The 21,858-nt window shown below is 28.4% G+C and carries 19 protein-coding genes; 8 read left to right on the top strand and 11 right to left on the bottom strand.

All coding sequences use genetic code 11. The features are described 5' to 3' along the window. Positions 1-522 precede the first annotated feature (522 nt). The 3 genes from QX51_RS00085 to QX51_RS00090 form a co-directional block, all read right to left on the bottom strand. Complete coding sequence (locus QX51_RS00085) at positions 523-2,295, bottom strand: heavy metal translocating P-type ATPase (protein WP_330376018.1); 1,773 nt, start codon at positions 2,293-2,295, stop codon at positions 523-525. Positions 2,296-2,459: 164 nt separating this feature from the next. After that, positions 2,460-3,104 carry a heavy-metal-associated domain-containing protein gene (locus QX51_RS21715; RefSeq protein WP_242842656.1) on the bottom strand — a complete coding sequence of 215 codons (645 nt, stop codon included), beginning with the start codon at positions 3,102-3,104 and terminating at the stop codon, positions 2,460-2,462. Positions 3,105-3,118: 14 nt separating this feature from the next. Further along, complete coding sequence (locus QX51_RS00090) at positions 3,119-3,487, bottom strand: ArsR/SmtB family transcription factor (RefSeq protein WP_039677858.1); 369 nt, start codon at positions 3,485-3,487, stop codon at positions 3,119-3,121. Between the two features lie 210 nt (positions 3,488-3,697). Here QX51_RS00090 and QX51_RS00095 point away from each other — a divergent pair, with 210 nt between their 5' ends. Further along, positions 3,698-4,207: a hypothetical protein gene (locus tag QX51_RS00095; RefSeq protein WP_039677859.1), complete on the top strand. Its 510-nt coding sequence runs from the start codon at positions 3,698-3,700 to the stop codon at positions 4,205-4,207. A 193-nt stretch (positions 4,208-4,400) separates the two neighbouring features. On the opposite strand, the gene QX51_RS00100 is transcribed toward QX51_RS00095, so the two are convergent. The 3 genes from QX51_RS00100 to QX51_RS00105 form a co-directional block, all read right to left on the bottom strand. After that, the gene (locus QX51_RS00100) at positions 4,401-4,862 is read right to left on the bottom strand and encodes a putative ABC transporter permease (protein WP_052232777.1); all 462 of its coding nucleotides are present in this window, start codon (positions 4,860-4,862) and stop codon (positions 4,401-4,403) included. Positions 4,863-5,019: 157 nt separating this feature from the next. Next, positions 5,020-5,148 carry a hypothetical protein gene (locus tag QX51_RS21365; RefSeq protein WP_257560677.1) on the bottom strand — a complete coding sequence of 43 codons (129 nt, stop codon included), beginning with the start codon at positions 5,146-5,148 and terminating at the stop codon, positions 5,020-5,022. 121 nt (positions 5,149-5,269) lie between these two features. Further along, positions 5,270-6,352, bottom strand: coding sequence for a hypothetical protein (locus tag QX51_RS00105; protein ID WP_039677860.1), 1,083 nt, complete (start codon positions 6,350-6,352; stop codon positions 5,270-5,272). Between the two features lie 133 nt (positions 6,353-6,485). Here QX51_RS00105 and QX51_RS00110 point away from each other — a divergent pair, with 133 nt between their 5' ends. Together QX51_RS00110 and QX51_RS00115 are read left to right on the top strand one after the other, a co-directional pair. Then, a complete protein-coding gene (locus tag QX51_RS00110; RefSeq protein ID WP_039677861.1) occupies positions 6,486-7,220 on the top strand; it encodes an HAD family hydrolase in 735 nt (244 codons plus the stop codon). Positions 7,221-7,247: 27 nt separating this feature from the next. Then, complete coding sequence (locus QX51_RS00115; RefSeq protein ID WP_039677862.1) at positions 7,248-8,027, top strand: hypothetical protein; 780 nt, start codon at positions 7,248-7,250, stop codon at positions 8,025-8,027. Positions 8,028-8,076: 49 nt separating this feature from the next. On the opposite strand, the gene QX51_RS00120 is transcribed toward QX51_RS00115, so the two are convergent. From QX51_RS00120 to QX51_RS00130, 3 genes are read right to left on the bottom strand one after another with little or no spacing between them, the layout of a single operon-like run. Further along, positions 8,077-8,565, bottom strand: a complete 489-nt coding sequence (locus QX51_RS00120; protein WP_039677863.1) for an ECF transporter S component — start codon at positions 8,563-8,565, stop codon at positions 8,077-8,079. A 16-nt stretch (positions 8,566-8,581) separates the two neighbouring features. After that, positions 8,582-9,004 (bottom strand): tetratricopeptide repeat protein, encoded by a 423-nt coding sequence (locus QX51_RS00125; RefSeq protein WP_079764879.1) that lies wholly within the window; start codon positions 9,002-9,004, stop codon positions 8,582-8,584. After that, complete coding sequence (locus tag QX51_RS00130) at positions 8,994-9,833, bottom strand: DUF5685 family protein (RefSeq protein ID WP_039677864.1); 840 nt, start codon at positions 9,831-9,833, stop codon at positions 8,994-8,996. Before QX51_RS00130 ends, QX51_RS00125 begins: the two co-directional genes overlap by 11 nt. Positions 9,834-10,155: 322 nt before the next feature. On the opposite strand from QX51_RS00130, the gene QX51_RS00135 reads away from it, so the two are divergent. Next, the gene (locus QX51_RS00135; RefSeq protein WP_039677865.1) at positions 10,156-11,583 is read left to right on the top strand and encodes a carbon starvation CstA family protein; all 1,428 of its coding nucleotides are present in this window, start codon (positions 10,156-10,158) and stop codon (positions 11,581-11,583) included. Positions 11,584-11,684: 101 nt separating this feature from the next. Here QX51_RS00135 and QX51_RS00140 read toward each other — a convergent pair whose 3' ends face one another. Both QX51_RS00140 and QX51_RS00145 read right to left on the bottom strand, forming a co-directional pair. Next, positions 11,685-11,948 (bottom strand): hypothetical protein, encoded by a 264-nt coding sequence (locus QX51_RS00140; protein WP_052232778.1) that lies wholly within the window; start codon positions 11,946-11,948, stop codon positions 11,685-11,687. Positions 11,949-12,513: 565 nt separating this feature from the next. Continuing rightward, positions 12,514-13,857, bottom strand: coding sequence for an alanine:cation symporter family protein (locus QX51_RS00145; protein WP_039677866.1), 1,344 nt, complete (start codon positions 13,855-13,857; stop codon positions 12,514-12,516). A 636-nt stretch (positions 13,858-14,493) separates the two neighbouring features. Here QX51_RS00145 and QX51_RS00150 point away from each other — a divergent pair. The 4 genes from QX51_RS00150 to QX51_RS00165 all read left to right on the top strand — a co-directional run bounded on the left by QX51_RS00150 (position 14,494) and on the right by QX51_RS00165 (position 21,710). Then, positions 14,494-15,795: a conjugated bile salt MFS transporter gene (locus tag QX51_RS00150; protein WP_039677867.1), complete on the top strand. Its 1,302-nt coding sequence runs from the start codon at positions 14,494-14,496 to the stop codon at positions 15,793-15,795. Positions 15,796-15,971: 176 nt separating this feature from the next. After that, entirely contained in the window at positions 15,972-17,282 is a 1,311-nt protein-coding gene (locus QX51_RS00155; protein ID WP_039677868.1) for a conjugated bile salt MFS transporter, read from the top strand. A gap of 129 nt (positions 17,283-17,411) precedes the next feature. Continuing rightward, a complete protein-coding gene (locus tag QX51_RS00160; RefSeq protein ID WP_242842657.1) occupies positions 17,412-21,086 on the top strand; it encodes an efflux RND transporter permease subunit in 3,675 nt (1,224 codons plus the stop codon). Between the two features lie 3 nt (positions 21,087-21,089). Beyond that, positions 21,090-21,710, top strand: coding sequence for a TetR/AcrR family transcriptional regulator (locus QX51_RS00165; protein ID WP_039677870.1), 621 nt, complete (start codon positions 21,090-21,092; stop codon positions 21,708-21,710). Positions 21,711-21,858 lie beyond the last annotated feature (148 nt).

Genomic DNA, 21,858 nt, shown 5'->3' on the forward strand with positions numbered 1-21,858 from the left:
CTAATCATTATCTGAATATCTGGCTTGGTTTGTTTGTTGTTTCAGTTTAATTCTTAAAGAATTAATTTATTGTTAACCTACTGTTTAATTTTCAAAGTTCTTTGCTCGTTTCAGCTTCTTTATTTTATCAAAGCTATTTTTCCTTGTCAACAACTTTTTTAAAAGTTTTTTGTTGACGTTTTGTCTTTGTCTCAAGGACAAGTAATACTATATCACCATAATAAAATATCGTCAATACTTTTTTTAAAGTTTTTTATAAAATTATTGACGCTTTATGGTTTATTATTAAGCAGTATTTATCATAATATTTGACTTATTATTGAAATTTCAATCTTTTTCAATCATTTTTAAAGTAATCATTTCTCTTTAATTTAATGATATTTTTTCTTTAAACTTCTACTTTTATTATGTAATAAAAACAAAACTCATATTTAACACTTATTCTTTTTAATAAACAAATAAAAATACTACTTTGTATATATAAATCTTACATTCATAATATAACAAAGTAGTATTAATATTTTATTTCATTATTCTCATTGCATTCAATACTGCTATTAAGGCAACACCTACGTCAGCAAATACTGCTTCCCACATACTTGCCATACCTAAGGCTCCAAATATCATAACTATAATTTTAATACCTAGTGCAAATATAATATTTTGCCATACTATTTTATAAGTCTTTTTAGATATTTTTATTCCTTCAGCTATCTTGCTTGGTTCATCTGTCATTATAACTATATCCGCCGCTTCTATAGCCGCATCCGATCCTAAACCACCCATAGCTATACCAACATCTACACGGGCAAGAACTGGAGCATCATTTATTCCATCTCCTACGAAGGCAATTTTTTCTTTATCATTTCTACCTTCATATATAGATTCTATTTTTTCTACTTTTTCATTTGGCAATAAATTTGAATATACTTTATCTACCTTTAATTGTCTTGCCACTGAATCAGCAACTTCTTTATTATCTCCAGTTAGCATAACAGTTTCTTTTATACCTTGATCTTTTATTTCCTTAATAGCTTTTTCACTATCTGATTTTATTTTATCAGAAATAACTATAGATCCTTTAAACTGATTATTTACTGCTATATAAACTACTGTTCCTATTTCTTCATTTTTATTTACTTCTATATTATTAACTGTCATTAATTTTTCATTTCCAGCCAATATTTCTTCATTTTCATATTTTACTTTTATTCCATAAGCAGCTATTTCTTCATAGCTTTCTATTTTATTTAAATTAACTTCTTTATTATAGTAATTTAAAATAGATTTAGCTATTGGATGATTTGAATTAGCTTCTGCAATAGATGCATATTTAATTAATTCTTCTTCTGATATTCCAACGGAATTAACTTTTACAACATCAAATACACCTTCTGTTAATGTTCCAGTTTTGTCAAATACTACTGTATCAACATATCTTAAAGCTTCAAGATAGTTACTTCCTTTTATTAATATACCATTTTTTGAAGCAAAACCTATTCCACTGAAATAGCTTAACGGTATGGATAAAACTAGAGCACATGGGCATGATACAACTAAGAATACTAATCCTCTGTGTAACCAATCACTAAACATAGCTCCTGATACAAATATCGGTGGAATTACTGCTATTAATGTAGCTAATATAACTACTATTGGTGTATAGTATTTTGAAAATACAGATATAAAGTTTTCTGTTTTGGACTTTTTACTACTTGCATTTTCTACTAAGTCTAGTATTTTTGATACAGTAGACTCAGAGAAACTCTTAGTTACTTTTACTGTTAATAAAGAGTTTTTATTAATAAATCCTGATAATAGTTCATCACCTGAATTAACCGTTCTTAAAACAGACTCTCCAGTTAAAGCAGATGTATCTACCATAGAATTTCCATCTACTATTATTCCATCTAGAGGTACTTTTTCACCTGGCTTAACTATTATAAAATCACCAATTTCTACTTCTTCTGGATCTACAACTTTAATAGAGTTACCTACTTTTAAGTTTGCCACATCTGGTTTTATTTGCATTAAATCAGAAATAGATTTTCTTGATTTACCTACAGCAAGCTCTTGTAAATATTCTCCAACCTTATAAAATAACATTACTCCAACAGCTTCTGATGCATCTCCTATAGCTATTGCACCAACTGTTGCCACAGTCATTAAGAAGTTTTCGTCAAATATTCTCCCTTTTGTCATATTTCGTAAAGCTTTATATACAACATCTCCACCTACTAATATATAAGACACTAAGAATATTAATATTGAATATTTACTTTCTACTCCCATCATTTCTTCATAAAATGCAAATATAAATACAAATGCTCCTAATAATATTTTTAAAAGTTTTAATTTATTATTATCTTTTACTATTTTTGTTTCTTTTTTAATTGTTTTATTTTCTATTGTTCCTTCGACTTTGATATCAAGCCCTGGTTCTGTATCATTTATTATGTTTATTTTATTTTTACAGATAATTTTTTATTTACAAAATTAATATTAGATGTTTTAACTCCATCCAATGAAGATACTTTATTACCTATCACTTCTGCGCAATGAGCGCAGTTAAGTCCACCTAAAATAATATCCTTTTTTATATATAATTCATTTTTATTCTCAAGTACTTGGATATCAAGCCCTGGCTCTATTGAATCTATTAAACCTATAACATCTTCTATTATTTTATCTTCATTTTTTCGAGAATTTAGTTCCAGTGTTAATTTTTTATTAACAAAATTCAAGTTACTACTTTGAATTCCTTCTAAAGATTTTACTTTATCTCCTATTACTTCTGCACAATGGGCGCATGTTAATCCATTTAACATCAACTCCTTTTTATTATCTGCATTTACTCTTTTATTAAGTACCCGAATATCAAGCCCTGGTTCTATTGTATCTATAAGAGCAATAACTTCACTTATTATAGCTTCTTCATCATAAGAAGAATCTATTTCTAAAGTTAATTTTTTACTAATAAAATTCATATTACTACTTTGTACTCCATGAATATTTTTTACAACTTCTCCTATAGTTTCAGCACAATGAGCACATGTTAATCCATTTAGCATTAGTTCTTTTTTTATCAATACTGCTGCCAACATTATTATCTTCCCCCCTATCGATTATAAGTTTCTTCTATATGGCATAAGCCACAGTTAAATATTTGATTTATATGGTTATCGTCTAGCGAATAATAAACAACCTTACCTTCTTTTCTAAACTTAACTAATCTAGCTTGTTTTAAAACTCTCAACTGATGAGATATGGCTGATTGAGTCATATTTAAAAGGTCCGCTATATCGCATACACACATTTCTTCTTCAAATAAAGCATATAAAATTTTTATTCTTGTAGTATCTCCAAAAACCTTAAATAACTCTGCTAAGTCATAAAGTTTTTCATCTTCAGGCATTCTATCTTTTACTTTACATATTACATCTTCATGTATATATGTACACTCGCATCTATTTATAATGTCTTTCATTTGTATTCCTCCAATTTAAATATTAATATATGAACAACTGTTCATATATTAATATTATGATATTTGTCCTACTTGTGCAACCTTTTTTTGTATATTTTTAGATTTGTAACTATTTATAAAATATTCATATCTGAGTATTTTTTTAATATATATATTAGTAGTATTAGTAAATCTATTATATGAAAATTTGAAAGGAGAGTTCATCTTAAAATGAATTATAATAACATGTATCCTAATAGAATGAGCGATAACATTGATCCAAACTATATATATCCCCAACCATATATAGACCCTTTAATGTACATGAATCCTTATGTTATGAATAATAACCAAGGCGCAAATTTCAACCCAAATATAAATCCTGAATATACGACATATTCAAACCAATATGTGGATAATCCACAGTTCAATCCTTACGAGGATATGCCTAACAATAATATGAATATAGGGTTTGAAAACAACAGTAATAACGGCAATATGAATAACATGAACAATATGAATAATCAAATGAACGATATACCTATGATTCCTATGATGCCACCAAACATGATGTTCCCTGGTATGTTTCCTCCTAATATGATGTATCCTGGTATGGCGCCAAATATGATGTACCCTGGTATGATGTTCCCTGGAACAGTGCCACCTAACATGATGTTCCCTGGTATGATGCCAAATATGCCTACTGTTAATATGGATGAGTTTGATGAAGAAGAAATGTAAATAAATATAGTATTAAAACATCAGTATAACCCCTATTATCAGGGGTTTTTTATTTTTTTTCAAAAAAGTGTTATAAAATTTTTAAATCTGTCTACACTATTTAATGTATTCCTCATAATATTCCCCCAATATTATAAATACAAAAAAGGGCATTCTAGTTACACTAGTATTGCCCTTCTTTTTTTATGTAAAATCAGCGATAAGATCTAAAAGTTAATAGGTATTTTATGTATACAAATAAATCATTTGGTTTTTTATCACCATAAAACTTATACCTTAAATAGTCATCCAGCCATATAGCTATTATGCTTAAGAAGAACCAGAAAACACTAAATAATAAACTTACTTGTCCCATAAGATTTAACGGTAAGTTAGAATAATCCCATATATTCAAACCCATTTTTATATTCAATATATATCCTGATATAAATTCTATACAAGTTACAATTATCATACTTAGTAAGCATTGCTTATATAACTGTTTATTTGGAGCTATATTATTAATTAGGCCAATCAGAACTCCACACAAACCTCCTACTACAAGCATCGATGGATGAGTATACCCCCTACATACCAGTTCTATATTTGTATAAATACATCCCATAACTAAAAATATAAAAAATTCTTTTTTTATAAACCCAACTATCTTTATCACCTTTTGTCACCTCAATCTATAAAATCCTTTATTTATTCTTATTAATAATTATTATTATATTTGTCATTACAATATGAATATTTAATTTCAACATAAAAAAGCTTCTCTAGATTGATTCTAGAAAAGCCCCTTTTTATATTTATTATAAATCTCATATTTAACAATAATTATTAGATGACGATATTTTTTTACTAAAATATACGCCAAATACAACTTCAATTATAACTTCCATTACTGTTATAGAATTAGATATTATTCCTTTGTTCTTTATAGATGTCTTTTTCATATCTATGACCCCTTCCATATTTATGAGATATTTTGCTTTAACAAGTTATGTTCTTATTCTACAGCATTCTATAAAAAACACATATGGATTTACCTTACAACTATATTATGTTTATGTAATCTTAATCTAAAAAATCTTCAAAGTCATCTGAACCAGACTCTACAAAATCATAAAGAACATTTTCTTCAAAAAAATAACTTTCATCCACACTTAAATATTCTTTATACTTAGTTATTAACAACTTATTTATATACTTTCTATCTCTCTCAGAATAAGTCCCTACAAAAAACTCATCTCCTAACTGATAGTATATTGATTTAATATCATTATTTATTACATAAATATCGCTTTTTACATGATCATTATTAAAATTAAATCTAGTAAAAAATACCCCTTCTTCCATTTCACTCTTTAACATAAATGGGTTATCATTATAAAATTCCATTAGAAATTCATCCTTATTTTTTAACTTGTAAACATCTATAAATTCAGATTTTGATATTTCATCAAAAACCTCAAAATCATATACAGGTTCTTTATCTGTAACTAGTAAAGATTTAATTTTAAAATTATCTTTTTCTTTACATATATTAAAAGCTATTTTGCAAGTGTAATATCCATCTTCATCCTCATATAAAGCTTCACTAATGTACACTTCTTCACTTCTTTTAATCACTTTATTTTTTAAAAGGGTTCCGTTAATTTTAGTTATATGATTGTTTGATATTTCTTCACTACCAGAAAAGTATTTTAAACTTTCTCTATCTCTAGCTATAAACCTCATAGTCATATAATTTATAAATTCAACTTCATTATCAACCTTTTTGCTTATGATTGGATAAACTTTATCTAGAGTTAAATTACTTTTGTAATTCGTTATTATATCCATATACTCCTCAGTATCTCCCGGTAACTCTTTCCCATACTCTAGATTTTTATTACCAAAATGATTTATTAAGAATAAAGCCACTTCTTCTTTTACTAATATTTTGTTCTCTCCTAGACCTCCCATAAGTCTTTCTTCTTCGTTGCAAGCTTCTTTTGATGTTGGATTTTTTAAACTAACATAGTCAGCAATTCCTAACCCTTCTCCATCTAATAAAAAATATTGGTATATATTATTATTATTTTCCTCATATTTAATAGTAAGGCCCATACTTCCCATAAGCCTAGATTTTGTTATTTTGGCATAGTTAAATCTCATAAAATCACGTCCTTAATACTTTAATAATCACTAAATAGTTAAAATTCATTTTTATTTTCTATTTATGATTATAGTTTACAACAAAATCGAATTTTATAATATAATAAAGTAAATACTTAGATGAGGTGATTCAATGAAAAATATAGGAGCTTTTTTTGATATTGACGGAACTATTTATAGAGACTCCCTAATGGTGGAACATTTTAAAAAGCTTATTAAATACGAAATTGTAGATCAAAAGGCTTGGGTTGCCCATGCTAGAGACACTTTCTTAGATTGGGATAAAAGACAAGGAAATTATGACGATTATTTAGACGAAATATGTGATTTATATGTTAAGTCTCTACAACATGTAGATAAGTCTTGTATAGATTTTACTAGTGATCAAGTTATTGCATTAAAAGCAGAACGTGTTTATAAATATACTCGTTCAAGAATTAAATGGCATTTAGATAATGGTCATAAAGTTATATTTATTTCTGGTAGTCCAAATTTCTTAGTTGAAAAAATGGCTAAAAAATATGGAGCCACAGATTATGTAGGCAGTGACTATATATTTGAAGACGGAAAATTCAACGGAACGGTAATTCCTATGTGGGATTCAAAAAGTAAAAATGTCGCTATAGATAGCTTTGTTGAAAAATATGATATAGATTTAAGCCAGTCTTATGCTTATGGAGATACTAATGGAGATATTAATATGCTTAAACGTGTAGGTAATCCAGTTGCCATTAATCCAACTAACGAATTAGTAACTCGTATGATAGAAGATGAAACTCTATATAATAAATCTCAAATAATTGTAGAAAGAAAAGATATTATATATTCTTTAGATTGCAATGTAAAAAGACTTGATATAGGATTATAATATATTATTTGTACGGAGGATGATATTTTGAAGACCAAAGAAAAAACACTAAGCTTTAGCGATATAAGTAATGACTTAGATAATATAAGTAAAAAATTATACTTAGAATCTCCTGAAATCTGGATTGATTTTTCAGATAAAGTAGGTGAAGAAATTTTAGATGAGATGGTTCTTTTTTATGCAGCTAAGTTTAACTATGCATCTATAATAAAATACGCAATAGATAATGATATTGTCGACTTAAATATTCCATCTAAAAATAAAAGTTATTCGTCTATTAAGGAACATCTTTTAGCTGTATCAAGAGATTACAAAAATGATGATGTTTACGCTTACTTAAGCGGAGAATATAAATCATCTCAAAGCAGTGAAGAAAAAAACACATATGATCCAATAGATGCAAAAAAAGAAGAAAATAATAAAGATTACTTCCCTGTTTTTCTTTGCCCACATTGTAATTCAAATATACTTAAATCAGGTTATAAGGTATATGAAGAAATAAACTTTGCTTTTTCTCAAAGCAAAAGTAAATCAGAGGAGTTAAGCAGAAAAAAAGATAGTCGAGTTTTCTGTAATAGTTGTAATAAAATTGTTGATAATACTACAACGGAGTTATTAGAAAATATTTGTTCTATTCATAATTGTAAAAAATGTGGAAAAGATTTAACTCAAATAGGAATTACTGAAAAAGTAAAGATGACATTTAATGAGGATGATAGTAAATTTATGGCTAAACAAAAAACATATAATTGTCCTTCTTGTGATGAAGGGTTAAATGAATCTCAAATAAAACATTTTAATTTATAATATTAAAGGAGACTACAAAGTGATTAAATCACTTAATAGTCTCCTTTATTTATCTTTTTACAAATCTTCTAAGCTTATCATTATAAAAGTCTATAAACTGCGAATATACAAAATCATAAATTATAAAAGATATTTCAAATATTAATATAAAAAAAATATTAATTGGAATATATACAAATCCCTTTAAAATTATATATGCAAGTATTATTAATATATTCGCTACTAAAAGTTTCAATAGATACTCTTGAACAAAACTTCTATCCTTTTCTATTATATACTTTACCAAACCATAAATACCAAATGTAAAAACATATAATATCCATTGGGCTTTATTGACCATAATCATAAAACTCAACAAAACAGATCCTATATAAAATAGAATACCTGCTTTAGGTCCATATTCCATAATTACAATAGCTATTGGTAGAGATGCCAAACCTAAAAGGAATAAAGTATTCATAGGTATTATGTTAACTAATATCAATAAAATAATATTTAAAGCCAATAATATTCCACTATAGGCAATTTTTCTACTCATGACTATTTATCATCTCCTAAAAACAAGTACATAAATCTCCTCCACAACATTCGCAGCATGAGTCACATACAAACAAAGTACATAAATTACTGCAACAATCATCATCACAACAACAACAGCAACATCCATTTGAGTCATATCTTCTATTTCTGTTGTAATTATAAGAACGTCTGTCGTAATCATCTCTATAGTTATTGTATCTACTATAAGCATAAGCATATTCCTTATTATTAGGATCCATAAACTTAGCTCTTTTTAAAAAATCTTCTCCTTCTTCATAATATCCAATATTCATAGCAGACAATCCTGTTAAGTAATACCATTCACTGCATTTTTCATTTATGCTTTGTAAAAAACTATATGCTTTTTTAAATTCTTTATTTTCAATTAACGTCCTTGCTTTCATAAAACAGTCATTTTCATAAACATTACTGTACATTATTTCCACATCCTTTTTCTAATATATTTTTATACCTTAAATATACACCTGAATAAACTATATTTTCTATAATCCCTCTATTTAGTTGTAAATTTAAGTTATCAATTGACGATGCTAATAATCCTAGAGATATACTAATTAATTTATCAACTTTTAATTTTAATTCTTCCTTTTTATTTATATATTCTATATATGGATTATATCTTCCTTTTTTATAATCTTCCTCTAAATCTTCATAAGCATCTAATATATAGATATATTTCCCTATATTAAAGCCGATTCTTCTTAAATCTTCTTCATACTCATCATTTCTATAAGAAAAAATTTCTCCCATAAGTTCCCCAAATGTATTAGATACCTTATCTATATTACAGTTTTCTTCTTTTTCTAATTTATTAAGTAAATTCATTTGTTCTTTTATAATATTTGATTTATGAGGATATTTTTCATGTGCTAATTTAAGTTTACCCTTATAAATATTATAAGCTAAAATATCCTTTATTCCTTTATCATCTAGTAAATTATCTTCTAATTTATAATATGTTAATAATATATTCATACTAGCTGCATATTCTGTTATTTCATTTATGATTTTTTTCTTCTTTTTAAATGGACTAACTATACAAACTTCTTCTGTGATACTAGTTTTCGGTTTATAAATAGCTGTAAGAATCACTATCAAAAAAGTAATATCGTAGTTTAAACCCAGTCTAGATATTTCCCCATGATTCTCTTTCAAGTATTTACATAGTCCGCAATAGTATCCTTTATAATATTCAAATTCCCTAAAGGTCAAGTCCATTTTGTTTATTCTTACATATCCAAACATAATCATTTCCTTCCTATTATATATAGCTATAAATTAATTATATAATATAAATAATTTTACAGTACTTTTGATTATTTTATAACTAAAATAATCAATTATATTATATTTTTAAAAAATAATTTATTTAATAAATGTCGAAGTTTGTTGTTAAATGCAATGTTTTAATTAATATTTAAATTTTATTACATTTTTTTCCTATTGCGTTATTTTAACACATTCGTTAAAATGAATTATGTCGATATAGAAAGGTTTTCACGATTTTTGAAAAGCATTTCCTGTTGTCGACACAAAATTATATCGCAATTATCAGGAGGAGACTAAAATGATTACATTTTTAGCGTGCGTTGCAATCCTAATTTTAGGTTACTTCACATACGGAACATATGTAAGTAAAGCTGTAGGATTCGACGATTCTATTCAAACTCCAGCTAATAGACTTGAAGACGGTGTAGACTACATGCCAATGCCTTGGCATAAAGTTTTCCTAATTCAATTCCTTAACATAGCTGGTACTGGACCAATATTCGGAGCTATATCAGGTGCTTTATTTGGACCAGTTGCATTCTTATGGATAACATTCGGTTGTATATTTGCTGGTGCTGTTCATGATCACTTATCAGGTGTTATATCAATGAAACATGATGGTACGTCTATACCAGAAATAGTTGGTATGTACTTAGGTAAAAACATGAAGACTGTTATGGTTGGATTCTCAATCGTACTTCTTGTTTTAGTCGGTACAGTTTTCATAACTTCACCTGCTGGTTTATTAACTTCTATGACTGGAATAAACAAAAACATATGGTTAGTATTAATAATAATATACTACATAGTTGCTACTGTATTACCAGTTGATAAAGTTATAGGAAAATTATATCCAATATTCGGAGCTGCATTATTATTAATGGCTGCTGGTTTATTCGGAGCTATGATGATAGGACAATTTAACGGTTCTATGCAAATGGCTGAATTAACTTTAGAAAACTTACATCCTTCTGGGTTAGCTATATTCCCATTCTTATTTACTACAATAGCTTGTGGTGCAATATCTGGGTTCCATGCTACTCAATCACCTATGATGGCTAGATGTATACAAAGAGAATCTGAAACTAGAAGAGTATTCTTTGGTTCAATGATAGTTGAAGGTATAGTTGCTTTAATCTGGTGTGCTGTTACTATAGCATTCTTCGGAGATAGCGTTTCTATAGCTGCTGCTGGTGCTCCTGCTGAAATAGTTAACATAGTTTCAAGTAAATTACTTGGACCTGCCGGTGCTATTCTTGCTGTTCTTGGTGTTGTTGCTTGTCCAATAACTTCAGGAGATACTGCTTTCAGAAGTGCTAGACTTACAATAGCTGATGCTTTCAAAATAAAGCAAGATGGATTAAAAAGTAGATTTATGTTAGCTATACCTCTATTTGCAGTAGGTGTTGCATTAACTCAAATAGATTTCAATATAATATGGAGATACTTTGCTTGGTCTAACCAAACATTAGCGATGATATTCTTATGGACCGGTGCTGCTTACTTACTTGTCAATAAGAAAAACTTCTGGATAGCTGTAATACCTGCAATATTCATGAGTTATGTATCTGTAGCTTATATATTACAAGCTCCAGAAGGATTCAAATTAAATCCTATGTTCTCCAACATAACTGGTGTAATAGTTGGTATATTATTCTTCTCGGCTTTCATGATGAGAGTTAAGAAAGAAAAAAATAAAGTTGAAAAAACTGAAAAAGTTAGTTAATTATTATTAACATAAAGAAAAAGGAAATGTTATATTATAACATTTCCTTTTTTATATTTAAATAAGATCATGTACTTATCCTCTATTTTACTTTCTATAAGTTACAAAATAAACCTTATAGATTTATTATCGCTATCTTCTAATACTAATACTTCTAAATCTTTATAATTTCTAAATAACCATTTAACATCCGTCATTATTTGATTTACTTGTTTCTTATCCAACTTTCCAATACAGTACTCATCTCTAGTTTCTGAAAATTCCTTCGATGTTAAAAAATTTCTAATCGCTGCATAAGCTATTGTATTAGGTATAGGATTACTAGTCTCTTTAGAACGTTTATTGCCCTTCATGTACATCTTCATATAGTATCCTCCTGAACTTTTATTAATATATTACATATATATGAGTTCATACATTGTTTAAATGCTTATTGAATATAAATTATCTAATTAATAATAGTCCACAGTTAATCTATATATATTTTATTTAACCTTTGATTATGTGTTCAAACACATTCTTTCATCCTCTAAGGCCTCTAATTTTATACCCTAAGAAACACTAAGGACACTATGTATATTTGCTTTTAAATGCCCTAGCTATCTAATTTAATTAAACATATTATTATCACAGTATATACACACATTAATTAAAAGTATATTTTAAGAATCATATTATATGTACGTAATCTTTATAAAAAATTTGCTTAGCTTGAGCCATGCGTCGGCGAAATACTTCATATCACCAACAAAATGCCTTATCTCCCCTTTAAGAATAATACAATTCTACGAAAATAAAGCTAGTTAAACATTTTTATTACAACTTGTGAAACAAAATTTAATGCTAATTTCCTTGTATGTAAAAAAAATCTCACCTAAAAGTATCTAGGCAAGATTTTTCATTATCATCTATAATTTTATAGTTTTTAAATTATGATGCTTTTCTTTGATCTACATCATTGTTATCAACTATTATATATTTCTTCCATTCTTTAATTGTGAATATTGCTAATGCAGTAACGTTTATACCACAAAGTACGAATAATAATAAGTCAACTGCTTCGAATACAACATTAGCACCAAATACTGCTAAAGTACCTGCAGCTACTATTAATCCTAAGTATATAGCTATATTTTTATTTACAGAGTTTTTCTTGAATAACTTAGTTGTATAGTAGTAAGAACCTAATATAGTTGTTAATGCAGATAATACTGTAAATGCACATAATACAACTAGACCAAACATACCAGTTACAGATTTAGCTGTATTGAAGTATTCAGCTAATCTTTCAGCAGCTCCACCTTCAAATGTTATTAATCCAGCGTTTATACCGTAAGATGCTATATAAGAAGTAACTACTATAGAAACTACTACAGTTACAACTGTAGGTATTAAAGATATCATAGCAGCTTCTCTTGGTTGAGTGTCAGCTTCTTGAGCTGCCATAGCTAATGCTCCTAAACCAGTTTCAGCAGTTTGTAATACTTTTTGCATACCTAATACAAATCCTAACATAATTCCTGAGAATCCATTAACTGGATTAGTCATACCTTCTAATATATTAGCAAAGTAAGTTGGTATATATCCACCAGTTTTTATAACGAATAATGTGAAGAATGCAAAGTATCCAATTACAGCTGTTCCTATCATGTAAGTCATAGCATTCATGAATATTTCATGTTTTTTAGATAAAACTAATGCTGCAACTACTAATAATACTGGTACAACTATGAATAAGTATCTTTGTACTAGAGTAAGGTTTATAGACATATAATCAGATGCTACTAATTTTGCAACTGAGTCTATACCTGAGAATTGGAATCCACCAAATCCAAATACCGCTAATGCAACGAAACATACAGCATAAACCATTCCAAGTTTAGGTGATATTAAATCTCCTATATACTCTTTTGGTCCTTTTCCCATTATTTTTGAGTTTAAAGTTTCAGCGTAAGAAACTGGTACCATTATACAAGCCCCTATTAAAGCCCATATAGCCATTGCTTCTACGTTTACTTCTCCAGATGCAGAGAATTTTGATAATGCACCAAGAACCCCTATTATAGCTCCTGTACCTATCATAGCACCTAATGATATAGATGCTGGTCCTATTATGTTTTTGAATTTTAATCCAGCTGGCTTAGTAGCCTTCTTTTGAATCATACCAATAGTTCTTATAGATGTGAAAGCACCTACTATTAACATGAATGGTAAGAATACTGGCCAAACCGCATCAGAAATTACTGTTATAACAGCTTCTAATTGATGTAACATGTGTTTTTCTCCTTTTTTTAAGTATTTTTATTTATAATTTCTTTATAATTTTGCACTTTTTTTAGTTGATTATTGCATTAATAACAAAATAAATATTTTCCAATTCATAACAATGTCCTATTTTAGATTAAAAAATGTTTTCATAATCATTTTGTTCATTAAGTAATAATCTAATCATTGGGCATAATATAAATTGTTATGCATCATTCGCCATTTCTCATGTTAATATTATCAATTTTTATCGATAATTGTCAAGCATTTGTCGCTTTTTTTAAAAAATAAATATTTTTTTATGATTAAATTATAGTCAATGTTTTAATATAACTTTTTAAATATTATTCATTCAAACTTTATGGTACTTTTTTCCTTCCTATTTATATATAATTTAATAAATATTTATTAGTAAAATTGTATTTAAAGTGATATTTATCTATCTCTATGTGACAAAATATTTTATTTGACGACATATATATATCTATGTTATATTGTTTTAAACATATATACGTCACTGAAGGATTACTTTTCTGAAATACTTACCTTCGAAAACATTCTCCCGAGCGAGTATCAAATGTTACCAATAAATAGTTATGTATTGTTCGCCAACAAATTATAATAACTATCGAGGTATTATTGATTATGAAAAAAACTAAAAACAACAAAAAACAATTTTTCTATGGATGGGTTATCGTTTTCGCTTGTATGCTTATTCAAGCTGTACCATTTTCTATAGCAGCCAACTTACAACCCGCATTCACTAACTATGTAATGTCTGGGGAAGGGTTTTCACTGGCCCAATTTTCTCTAATATTTACTATAGGTACAGTAGTATCTGCGGTATCTTCTCCTTTTATAGGAAAGTTATATTCTAGTCCAAAAGCTAATATAAAATTACTTTATACTTTAGGTGTTTGTATATTAGGTGGTGGATTTGCCGCTTTCTCATTAGCTGGTGATAATATTTTTGCTTACTATGCATTATCAGTATTAGTTCAAATAGGTTCTGCTATAGTATCTGCTATAGGTGTTCCAACACTTATAAATGGGTGGTTTACTGAAAATAAAGGTTTAGCTATGGGTCTTGCTTTTTCTGGTGGTGGACTAGGAAATATGGTACTACAATTGCTAGCAGGTAAATGGCTTCCTACTATAGGATACCAGCAAGCTTATTTTAGATTCGGCATAATAGCTATAATTATCGCTTTACCAATAGCTTTATTTGTATTAAGATTACCTAGATCTGAAGCTGAATTAGCTAGCAATACTTCTAATAAAAAATCAGAAAATAAAAATACTACATCTTCTAAGTGGGGCTATACTTTTGCTGAAGTTAGCAAAATGAAATTCTTCTGGATATTCGCTTCTTCATTTATATTCGTAGGTTTATATGTAGGTGGTATGGTATTACAATTTATACCTTACTTACAAACTTTAGAAGCTGAAAAAGTATTTACTTTAGGCGCTGCTACTGTTGCCGCTTCTTTTGGATTATTCTCCATGTTCGGTAACTTATTCGGTGGAATGCTATTCGATAAATTAGGCATAACAAAATCCTTAGCTTTAGCAGGTATACTAGTTATAACTTGTGGTTTCTGCTTAATATTTGTTCCGCAAATAAATGCACTAGGATTTGTATTCGCTATATGTATGGGTATTTCAATGTACTCTTATATAATAGGTCCTTCTTATTTAACAGGTGCACTATTCGGTAGTAAAGACTTCGGTACTATTTTAGGTATAGTTCAAATATTCTTTGCAGCTGGATTTGGTATCGGTACAACTTTATTCGGTGTAGTTGTTGGATTTGGTGGGTTCCAGATTGGATGGATATCTACAATAATTTATGCTATTTTAGCTTACGGTGGATTATTAATATCAACTTCTGGAATAATCAAACATAATAAAGAAATAAATGTTATTGAAAGCAAAAAAATTGCTTAGTAACATTCTAAAAAAAGCTGTTTCAATTATATTGAAGCAGTTTTTTTATTTTAATACCTTTTCTAGAATCTATTTTTTATTAATTTTCCTAAACCATAAATTAATTATGTATTTTTATGAAATAATAATGTTTAGAAGCAAAAGTATTTATAATTTGTTACAAAAGGAGAAGATGTATGGATAATATAATAAATGAACAGCAACCAAAAGGTAAAAAAACATTTTTCTATGGTTGGGTCATAGTTGCATCATGTATGCTTATCCAAGCTGTACCATTTGGTGTAGCAATGAATGTTCAGCCTCAATTTATAAATTTCGTAACTAATGGAGAAGGATTTACTTTGACTCAATTCTCTCTTGTGTTTACTATAGGTACAATTGTATCTGCAGTTGCGTCACCTGCTATAGGAAAAATTTTATCAAAACCTAAAATAAATATAAAACTTGCATTTTTAGTAGGGTCTATTTTATCTGGCGGTGGTTATGCTTTAAACTCTTTAGCTGGAGGAAATTTATGGGCTTATTATGGAATAGCTGCATTAGTACAAGTAGGTACAGCAATAATTTCTGCAATAGGTGTTCCCCTACTAGTAAACTCATGGTTCAAGAATAATAAAGGTATGGCCATGGGTCTCGCTTTTTCTGGTGGTGGAATTGGCAATATATTTTTGCAACAAATTGCAGCTAGGCTTTTAACGAATCCTGATATAGGTTATTCTAAAGCATATTTTATATTTGGCATGATTTCATTGGCAGTTTCAATACCAGTATCTTTATTTTTAGTAAAACTTCCAAAAGGACCTGAAGATTTAGCTGGTAATCTACCTAAAAAGAAGGATTCAGCACAAACTAAGCATATTTCTTGGGGCTATACATTTAGTGAAGTTAGCAAAATAAAATTATTTTGGATTTTATGCATAGGATTTATATTTGTAGGCTTCTATGTAAGCGGTTTATCTGTGCAATATATTTCTTATCTATATAGCATCGGGTTAAACGCTTCCTTTGTAGCTAATGTAGGTTCTATATTCGCTTTATTTTCCATATTCGGTAACCTATGCGGAGGCTTATTATTTGATAAATTAGGAATTAAAGGTTCACTTATATTAGCTGGTATTATGGTTATTTGTTGTTCCTTATGTTTAATATTCCTTCCAAATATAAACTTTCTTGGTTATATTTTTGCTATTTTACTTGGTATAAGTATGTTTGCTTATATAATAGGTCCTTCTTATTTAAGTGGAGCTCTCTTTGGAGATAGAGAGTTTGGTACCATATTAGGTATAGTCCAAGTTTTCTTTGCTATTGGATATGCAGTTGGAACTGTAATATTTGGGTTATCAGTTGAAAACTTAGGATATACAACTTCTTGGATGATAACCATAGGGTATGCTTTAGCAGCTTATGTTTGTTTATTAGTATCTAGCGTAGGTATTGAAAAACATAATCGAGACATAAATGTTATAGAAACTAAAAGAATATCTTAGTTAAATAAAAAAAGACGATTTTTAATCGTCTTTTTTTATTTAAGTTTTTTATTTTATTGAAATTCAACATTAAGAATATTACAATTAAACATATCTGACTGACTAGTCAGTTCTATAATTAAGAAAGAGGTGAAATATTTGTTGCCAAAATTCAGTGTAAGAAAACCTTTAACTGTATTTGTTTCTGTAATCATGGTATTAATGCTGGGATTTGTGTCCTTTACAAAGATGACCCCAGACTTATTACCTAGCATAGATTTACCTTATGTAATTGCCATGACTACATATCCGGGTTCTAGTCCAGAAAAAATCGAAACAACAGTTACAAAGCCAATTGAACAAGCTGTAGCAACTACAAACGGAATTAAAAATGTAACTTCTGTTTCAAATGAAAACTACAGCGTAGTAATTCTAGAATTTAATCAGGATACTAATATGGATACTGCCATGTTAGACCTAAATGGAAAAATAGACTTAATCAAAGATTCTCTAGAAGACGGTGTTGGTGAAACTACTTTAATGCAACTTAATCCAGATATGATGCCTGTCATGACATTAAGTGTTGATGTAAATGATATGAATATTGAAGAAGTTTCAACTTATGTTAACAATGAGATAATACCTAAATTCGAGCGTATAAATGGTGTTGCTTCTGTTAGTGGCGTTGGATTAGTAGAAAAACAATTAGAGATATCTTTAAACAAAAATAAAATTGATGAACTTAATAACAAGCTAAAATCTAGCGTTACATCTGAGTTGAACAAGCAGCAAAGTCAACTTAATAGCGCTAAATCAGAAATACAAAATGGAAAAGCAGCTCTTGAAAAACAAAGTAGCATTCAAATGAAAAAACTACTTGAAGCTAGCAGTCAACTTCAATCTGGTATAAGCCAATTAGAAAGTATGGCTGGTATTTTAAATTCAACAGGTTCTAGTAAAGAAGACTTAGAAAAGTATATTTCTAGCGCAACTACTACTCTTAATGACACTAAATCAAAATTAAAAGAACTCAAGAAACAATTAAATAATTTACCTGACGATTCCGATGTACACAAAGAAAAATTACAAGAGGATATAGAAGGTTTGGAAGGAATTATAACTTCTTTAGAAAAGGCTATAGTAAATGCAGGCCAGGGAATAAGTGCAGTAGATTCTTTGGAAACATTAAAAAAGCAACAACAAGAGTTAGAAAATGCTAAGCTTACTCTTTCTGAAGAATTAACTAAAGCTACTGTACAACTTTCTGTTAGTGAGTCTCAAATAAAATCAGCTGAAACTCAATTAAATGAAGCTAGAAAACAAGCTTTAGACTCAGCAGATATAACAGACAAAATCACCCCAGAAACAATTAATCAAATTCTATCAGCAGAGAATTTTTCCATGCCAGCAGGATATGTTTCTGATGATGATACTGAATACTCTGTAAAAGTAGGAGATAAATTCACGTCTATAAATGAAGTCAAAAACTTGATATTATTCTCCATGGATGGTATTGGGGATGTACACCTTAAGGATATAGCTAATGTAAAAGTATCAGATAACTCATCAGACAATTATACAAATATAAATGGAAATGCTGGTGTTATGCTATCTTTCCAAAAAACTAGTACTGCTTCAACTACTAAAGTATGTAATGAAATAAATAAAGTAATAAATGATTTAAATGGTACTAATAATAAATTACATATTCTCTCTTTAATGGACCAAGGTGTTTACATAGATTTTATCGTATCTAGCGTACTTCAAAACCTAGTTTACGGTGGAATACTAGCTATTTTAGTTTTACTAGTATTCTTAAAAAGTATAAAACCAACTATAGTAATTGCTTTTAGTATTCCTATAAGTTTATTATTTGCCATAGTTTTAATGTACTTCAGCGGCGTTACATTAAATATTATATCTTTATCAGGATTAGCTCTTGGTGTAGGCATGCTGGTTGATAACAGTATTGTTGTTATTGAAAATATTTATAGACTTAGAAATAAAGGTATGAACAAGTTTAAAGCTGCTGTATATGGAGCTAAACAAGTGTCTGGAGCAATTTTTGCTTCTACTCTTACTACTATTTGCGTATTCTTACCTATTGTTTTCACAGAAGGTATAACTAGACAATTATTTACAGACATGGGCCTTACAATTGCATATTCTTTAATTGCCAGTTTAATCGTTGCCTTAACTTTGGTACCTTGTATGGCATCAAATTTATTATCAAACGTAGACGAAAAAACACATCCTTTATTTGATAAAATCATTGATGCATATGAAAAATTATTAAGATTATGCTTAAAATTTAAACCTGTTGTTTTATGCTTATCTGTGGGATTATTAGTACTTGCTGCTTTTGCTACAACTAAAATAGGAACATCATTTATGCCAGAGATGGATTCTCCTCAAATGATGGCAACTATTAATATAGATAGCGATTTTTCAAAAGAAGAAGCTAGAGATATTACCGATAAAGTTGTAAAACAAGTTTTAACAATCGATGATGTAGAAGGTATCGGAGCTATGGATTCATCAACATCCATGTCTTTTGGGTCTTCTTCAAATAATCCTAATAATATGTCTGCTTATATTATTTTAAAAGACGATAAAAAGAAATCTAATGATGAAATATCTGAAGAAATCAAAGAAAAGACAAAATCACTTGATTGTGAAGTGACAGTTTCTTCTTCTTCTATGGATACTTCTTCTTTAGGAGGATCTGGCTTACAAATAATTGTCAAAGGCGATGATTTAGATAAACTTAAAGATATTTCTGATGACTTAGTAAATCTACTATCAAATGTAGAAGGTACTACAAATATTGATGGTGGTATGGGTGTAAGTACTAAGGAAGAAAGAATTATAATTAATAAAAATAAAGCAATGAAATATGGATTAACAGTAGCTCAAGTATTCCAACAAATTTCATCTAAACTATCAACTGAAACTACTTCAACTACTTTAACAATAGATTCCGAAGACTATCCAGTAATTATTGTTAATCACGATACTTCTAATCTAGAAGAATTAAGAAACGTTGAAATTAGTGGAACAAAAGGAACTGAGTCTGTATCTGTAAAGTTAAAGGATATTTGCTCTATAGAGATGGCAGATACTCCTACTTCTATAAACCACGATAATCAGACTAGATATATATCTGTGACAGCAGGAATTGATTCTAAACATAATATAGGTTTAGTAAGTAAAGAAGTTCAATCTAAATTAGATAGCTATAAAACTCCTATCGGATATGAAATAGAAATAGCTGGTGAAACAGAATCTATTAACCAAGCTATAAGTGATTTAGTTAAAATGATTGCCCTTGCCATATCATTTATCTACTTAATAATGGTTGCACAATTCCAATCATTATTATCACCATTTATAGTAATGTTTACTATACCTCTTGCATTTACTGGTGGTTTATTAGCATTAATTATAACAGGTCAAGAATTAAGTGTTATATCTATGTTAGGATTTTTAGTTCTTGCTGGTGTAGTTGTTAATAATGGTATAGTGTTTGTGGATTATGTTAATCAATTACGTATAAATGGATTAGGTAAAAAAGAAGCTATTGTAGAAGCCGGACGTACTCGTATAAGACCTATACTTATGACAGCTTTAACAACAATACTTGCCATGTCTACAATGGCTATGGGTGTTGGTATGGGTGCCGAAATGACTCAACCTTTAGCTATAGTTACTATAGGTGGTTTGACTTATGCTACACTATTAACATTATTCGTAGTACCTACTTTATACGATATATTCCATCGCCGTAAAGAATTAAGACAAATCATCATTGATGAGGAGGATTAATATATGGGAAGAAAATATGCAGAAAAAGAATTACTAATATTCGAAGCATTTAAAAAAATAATTATTGATAACAGCAATATTGAAAGTATTAAAGTATCTGATATCGCAAAAGGTGCAGGAATTGGAAAAGGTACAGTTTATGAATATTTTAAAAGTAAGGATGAAATTATAGCTAGATCAATAATTTATAATTTTAAAATAGAAATTAAAAATACTATTGAAACTATTAAAAGTGTCTCATCTTTTAAAGATCAGTGTGATCACCTATTTCATTATAGTATTAATAGTGGTAAGTTTATATTTCCGTCTTTAAGAATACTATATAATCATGTTGTACCTACAGAGTTAAATAGTATTATTTTAGAGGATTTTGAAGAAATATTAGATTTAAAATCTCAACTTTATAATTTATTAGATCTTGTGATTAATACAGGTATAAGTGAAAATATTATTAATAAAGATTTAGATAGAGATTACCAACGATATGTATTAATAAGCTCTTCAATGGGTATTCTCAATAGGATTAATGCAAGTTATTTTCAACAAATTAACTTGAGTGAAGATAAAACTATTGATACTCAGAAAAAATTTGCTTATACAATGATATTAAAATCCTTAGCTTAATATAAAAATACCCCTTAGGAATTGAAGTGAACCCTTTACACGGGAATAAATAAAACAACCTCTTTTGAAACATACTATATGTATGATTTTAAAGGAGGTTATTTTATTATGAGTACAAGAGTACACTACTCACCAGAAACAAATTATA

Source organism: Terrisporobacter othiniensis (assembly GCF_000808015.1).
In the GTDB taxonomy this organism is placed as follows: Bacteria; Bacillota; Clostridia; order Peptostreptococcales; family Peptostreptococcaceae; genus Terrisporobacter; species Terrisporobacter muris.

Coding starts and splice junctions, on each gene's coding strand:
- QX51_RS00090 (WP_039677858.1), bottom strand. CDS start 3,487: ATGAAAGACATTATAAATAGATGCGAGTGTACATATATACATGAAGAT.
- QX51_RS00125 (WP_079764879.1), bottom strand. CDS start 9,004: ATGTACAGTAATGTTTATGAAAATGACTGTTTTATGAAAGCAAGGACG.
- QX51_RS00105 (WP_039677860.1), bottom strand. CDS start 6,352: ATGAGATTTAACTATGCCAAAATAACAAAATCTAGGCTTATGGGAAGT.
- QX51_RS00140 (WP_052232778.1), bottom strand. CDS start 11,948: ATGAAGATGTACATGAAGGGCAATAAACGTTCTAAAGAGACTAGTAAT.
- QX51_RS00165 (WP_039677870.1), top strand. CDS start 21,090: ATGGGAAGAAAATATGCAGAAAAAGAATTACTAATATTCGAAGCATTT.
- QX51_RS00120 (WP_039677863.1), bottom strand. CDS start 8,565: ATGAGTAGAAAAATTGCCTATAGTGGAATATTATTGGCTTTAAATATT.
- QX51_RS00095 (WP_039677859.1), top strand. CDS start 3,698: ATGAATTATAATAACATGTATCCTAATAGAATGAGCGATAACATTGAT.
- QX51_RS21365 (WP_257560677.1), bottom strand. CDS start 5,148: ATGAAAAAGACATCTATAAAGAACAAAGGAATAATATCTAATTCTATA.
- QX51_RS00155 (WP_039677868.1), top strand. CDS start 15,972: ATGGATAATATAATAAATGAACAGCAACCAAAAGGTAAAAAAACATTT.
- QX51_RS00110 (WP_039677861.1), top strand. CDS start 6,486: ATGAAAAATATAGGAGCTTTTTTTGATATTGACGGAACTATTTATAGA.
- QX51_RS00145 (WP_039677866.1), bottom strand. CDS start 13,857: ATGTTACATCAATTAGAAGCTGTTATAACAGTAATTTCTGATGCGGTT.
- QX51_RS00130 (WP_039677864.1), bottom strand. CDS start 9,833: ATGTTTGGATATGTAAGAATAAACAAAATGGACTTGACCTTTAGGGAA.
- QX51_RS00135 (WP_039677865.1), top strand. CDS start 10,156: ATGATTACATTTTTAGCGTGCGTTGCAATCCTAATTTTAGGTTACTTC.
- QX51_RS21715 (WP_242842656.1), bottom strand. CDS start 3,104: ATGTTGGCAGCAGTATTGATAAAAAAAGAACTAATGCTAAATGGATTA.
- QX51_RS00085 (WP_330376018.1), bottom strand. CDS start 2,295: ATGATGGGAGTAGAAAGTAAATATTCAATATTAATATTCTTAGTGTCT.
- QX51_RS00150 (WP_039677867.1), top strand. CDS start 14,494: ATGAAAAAAACTAAAAACAACAAAAAACAATTTTTCTATGGATGGGTT.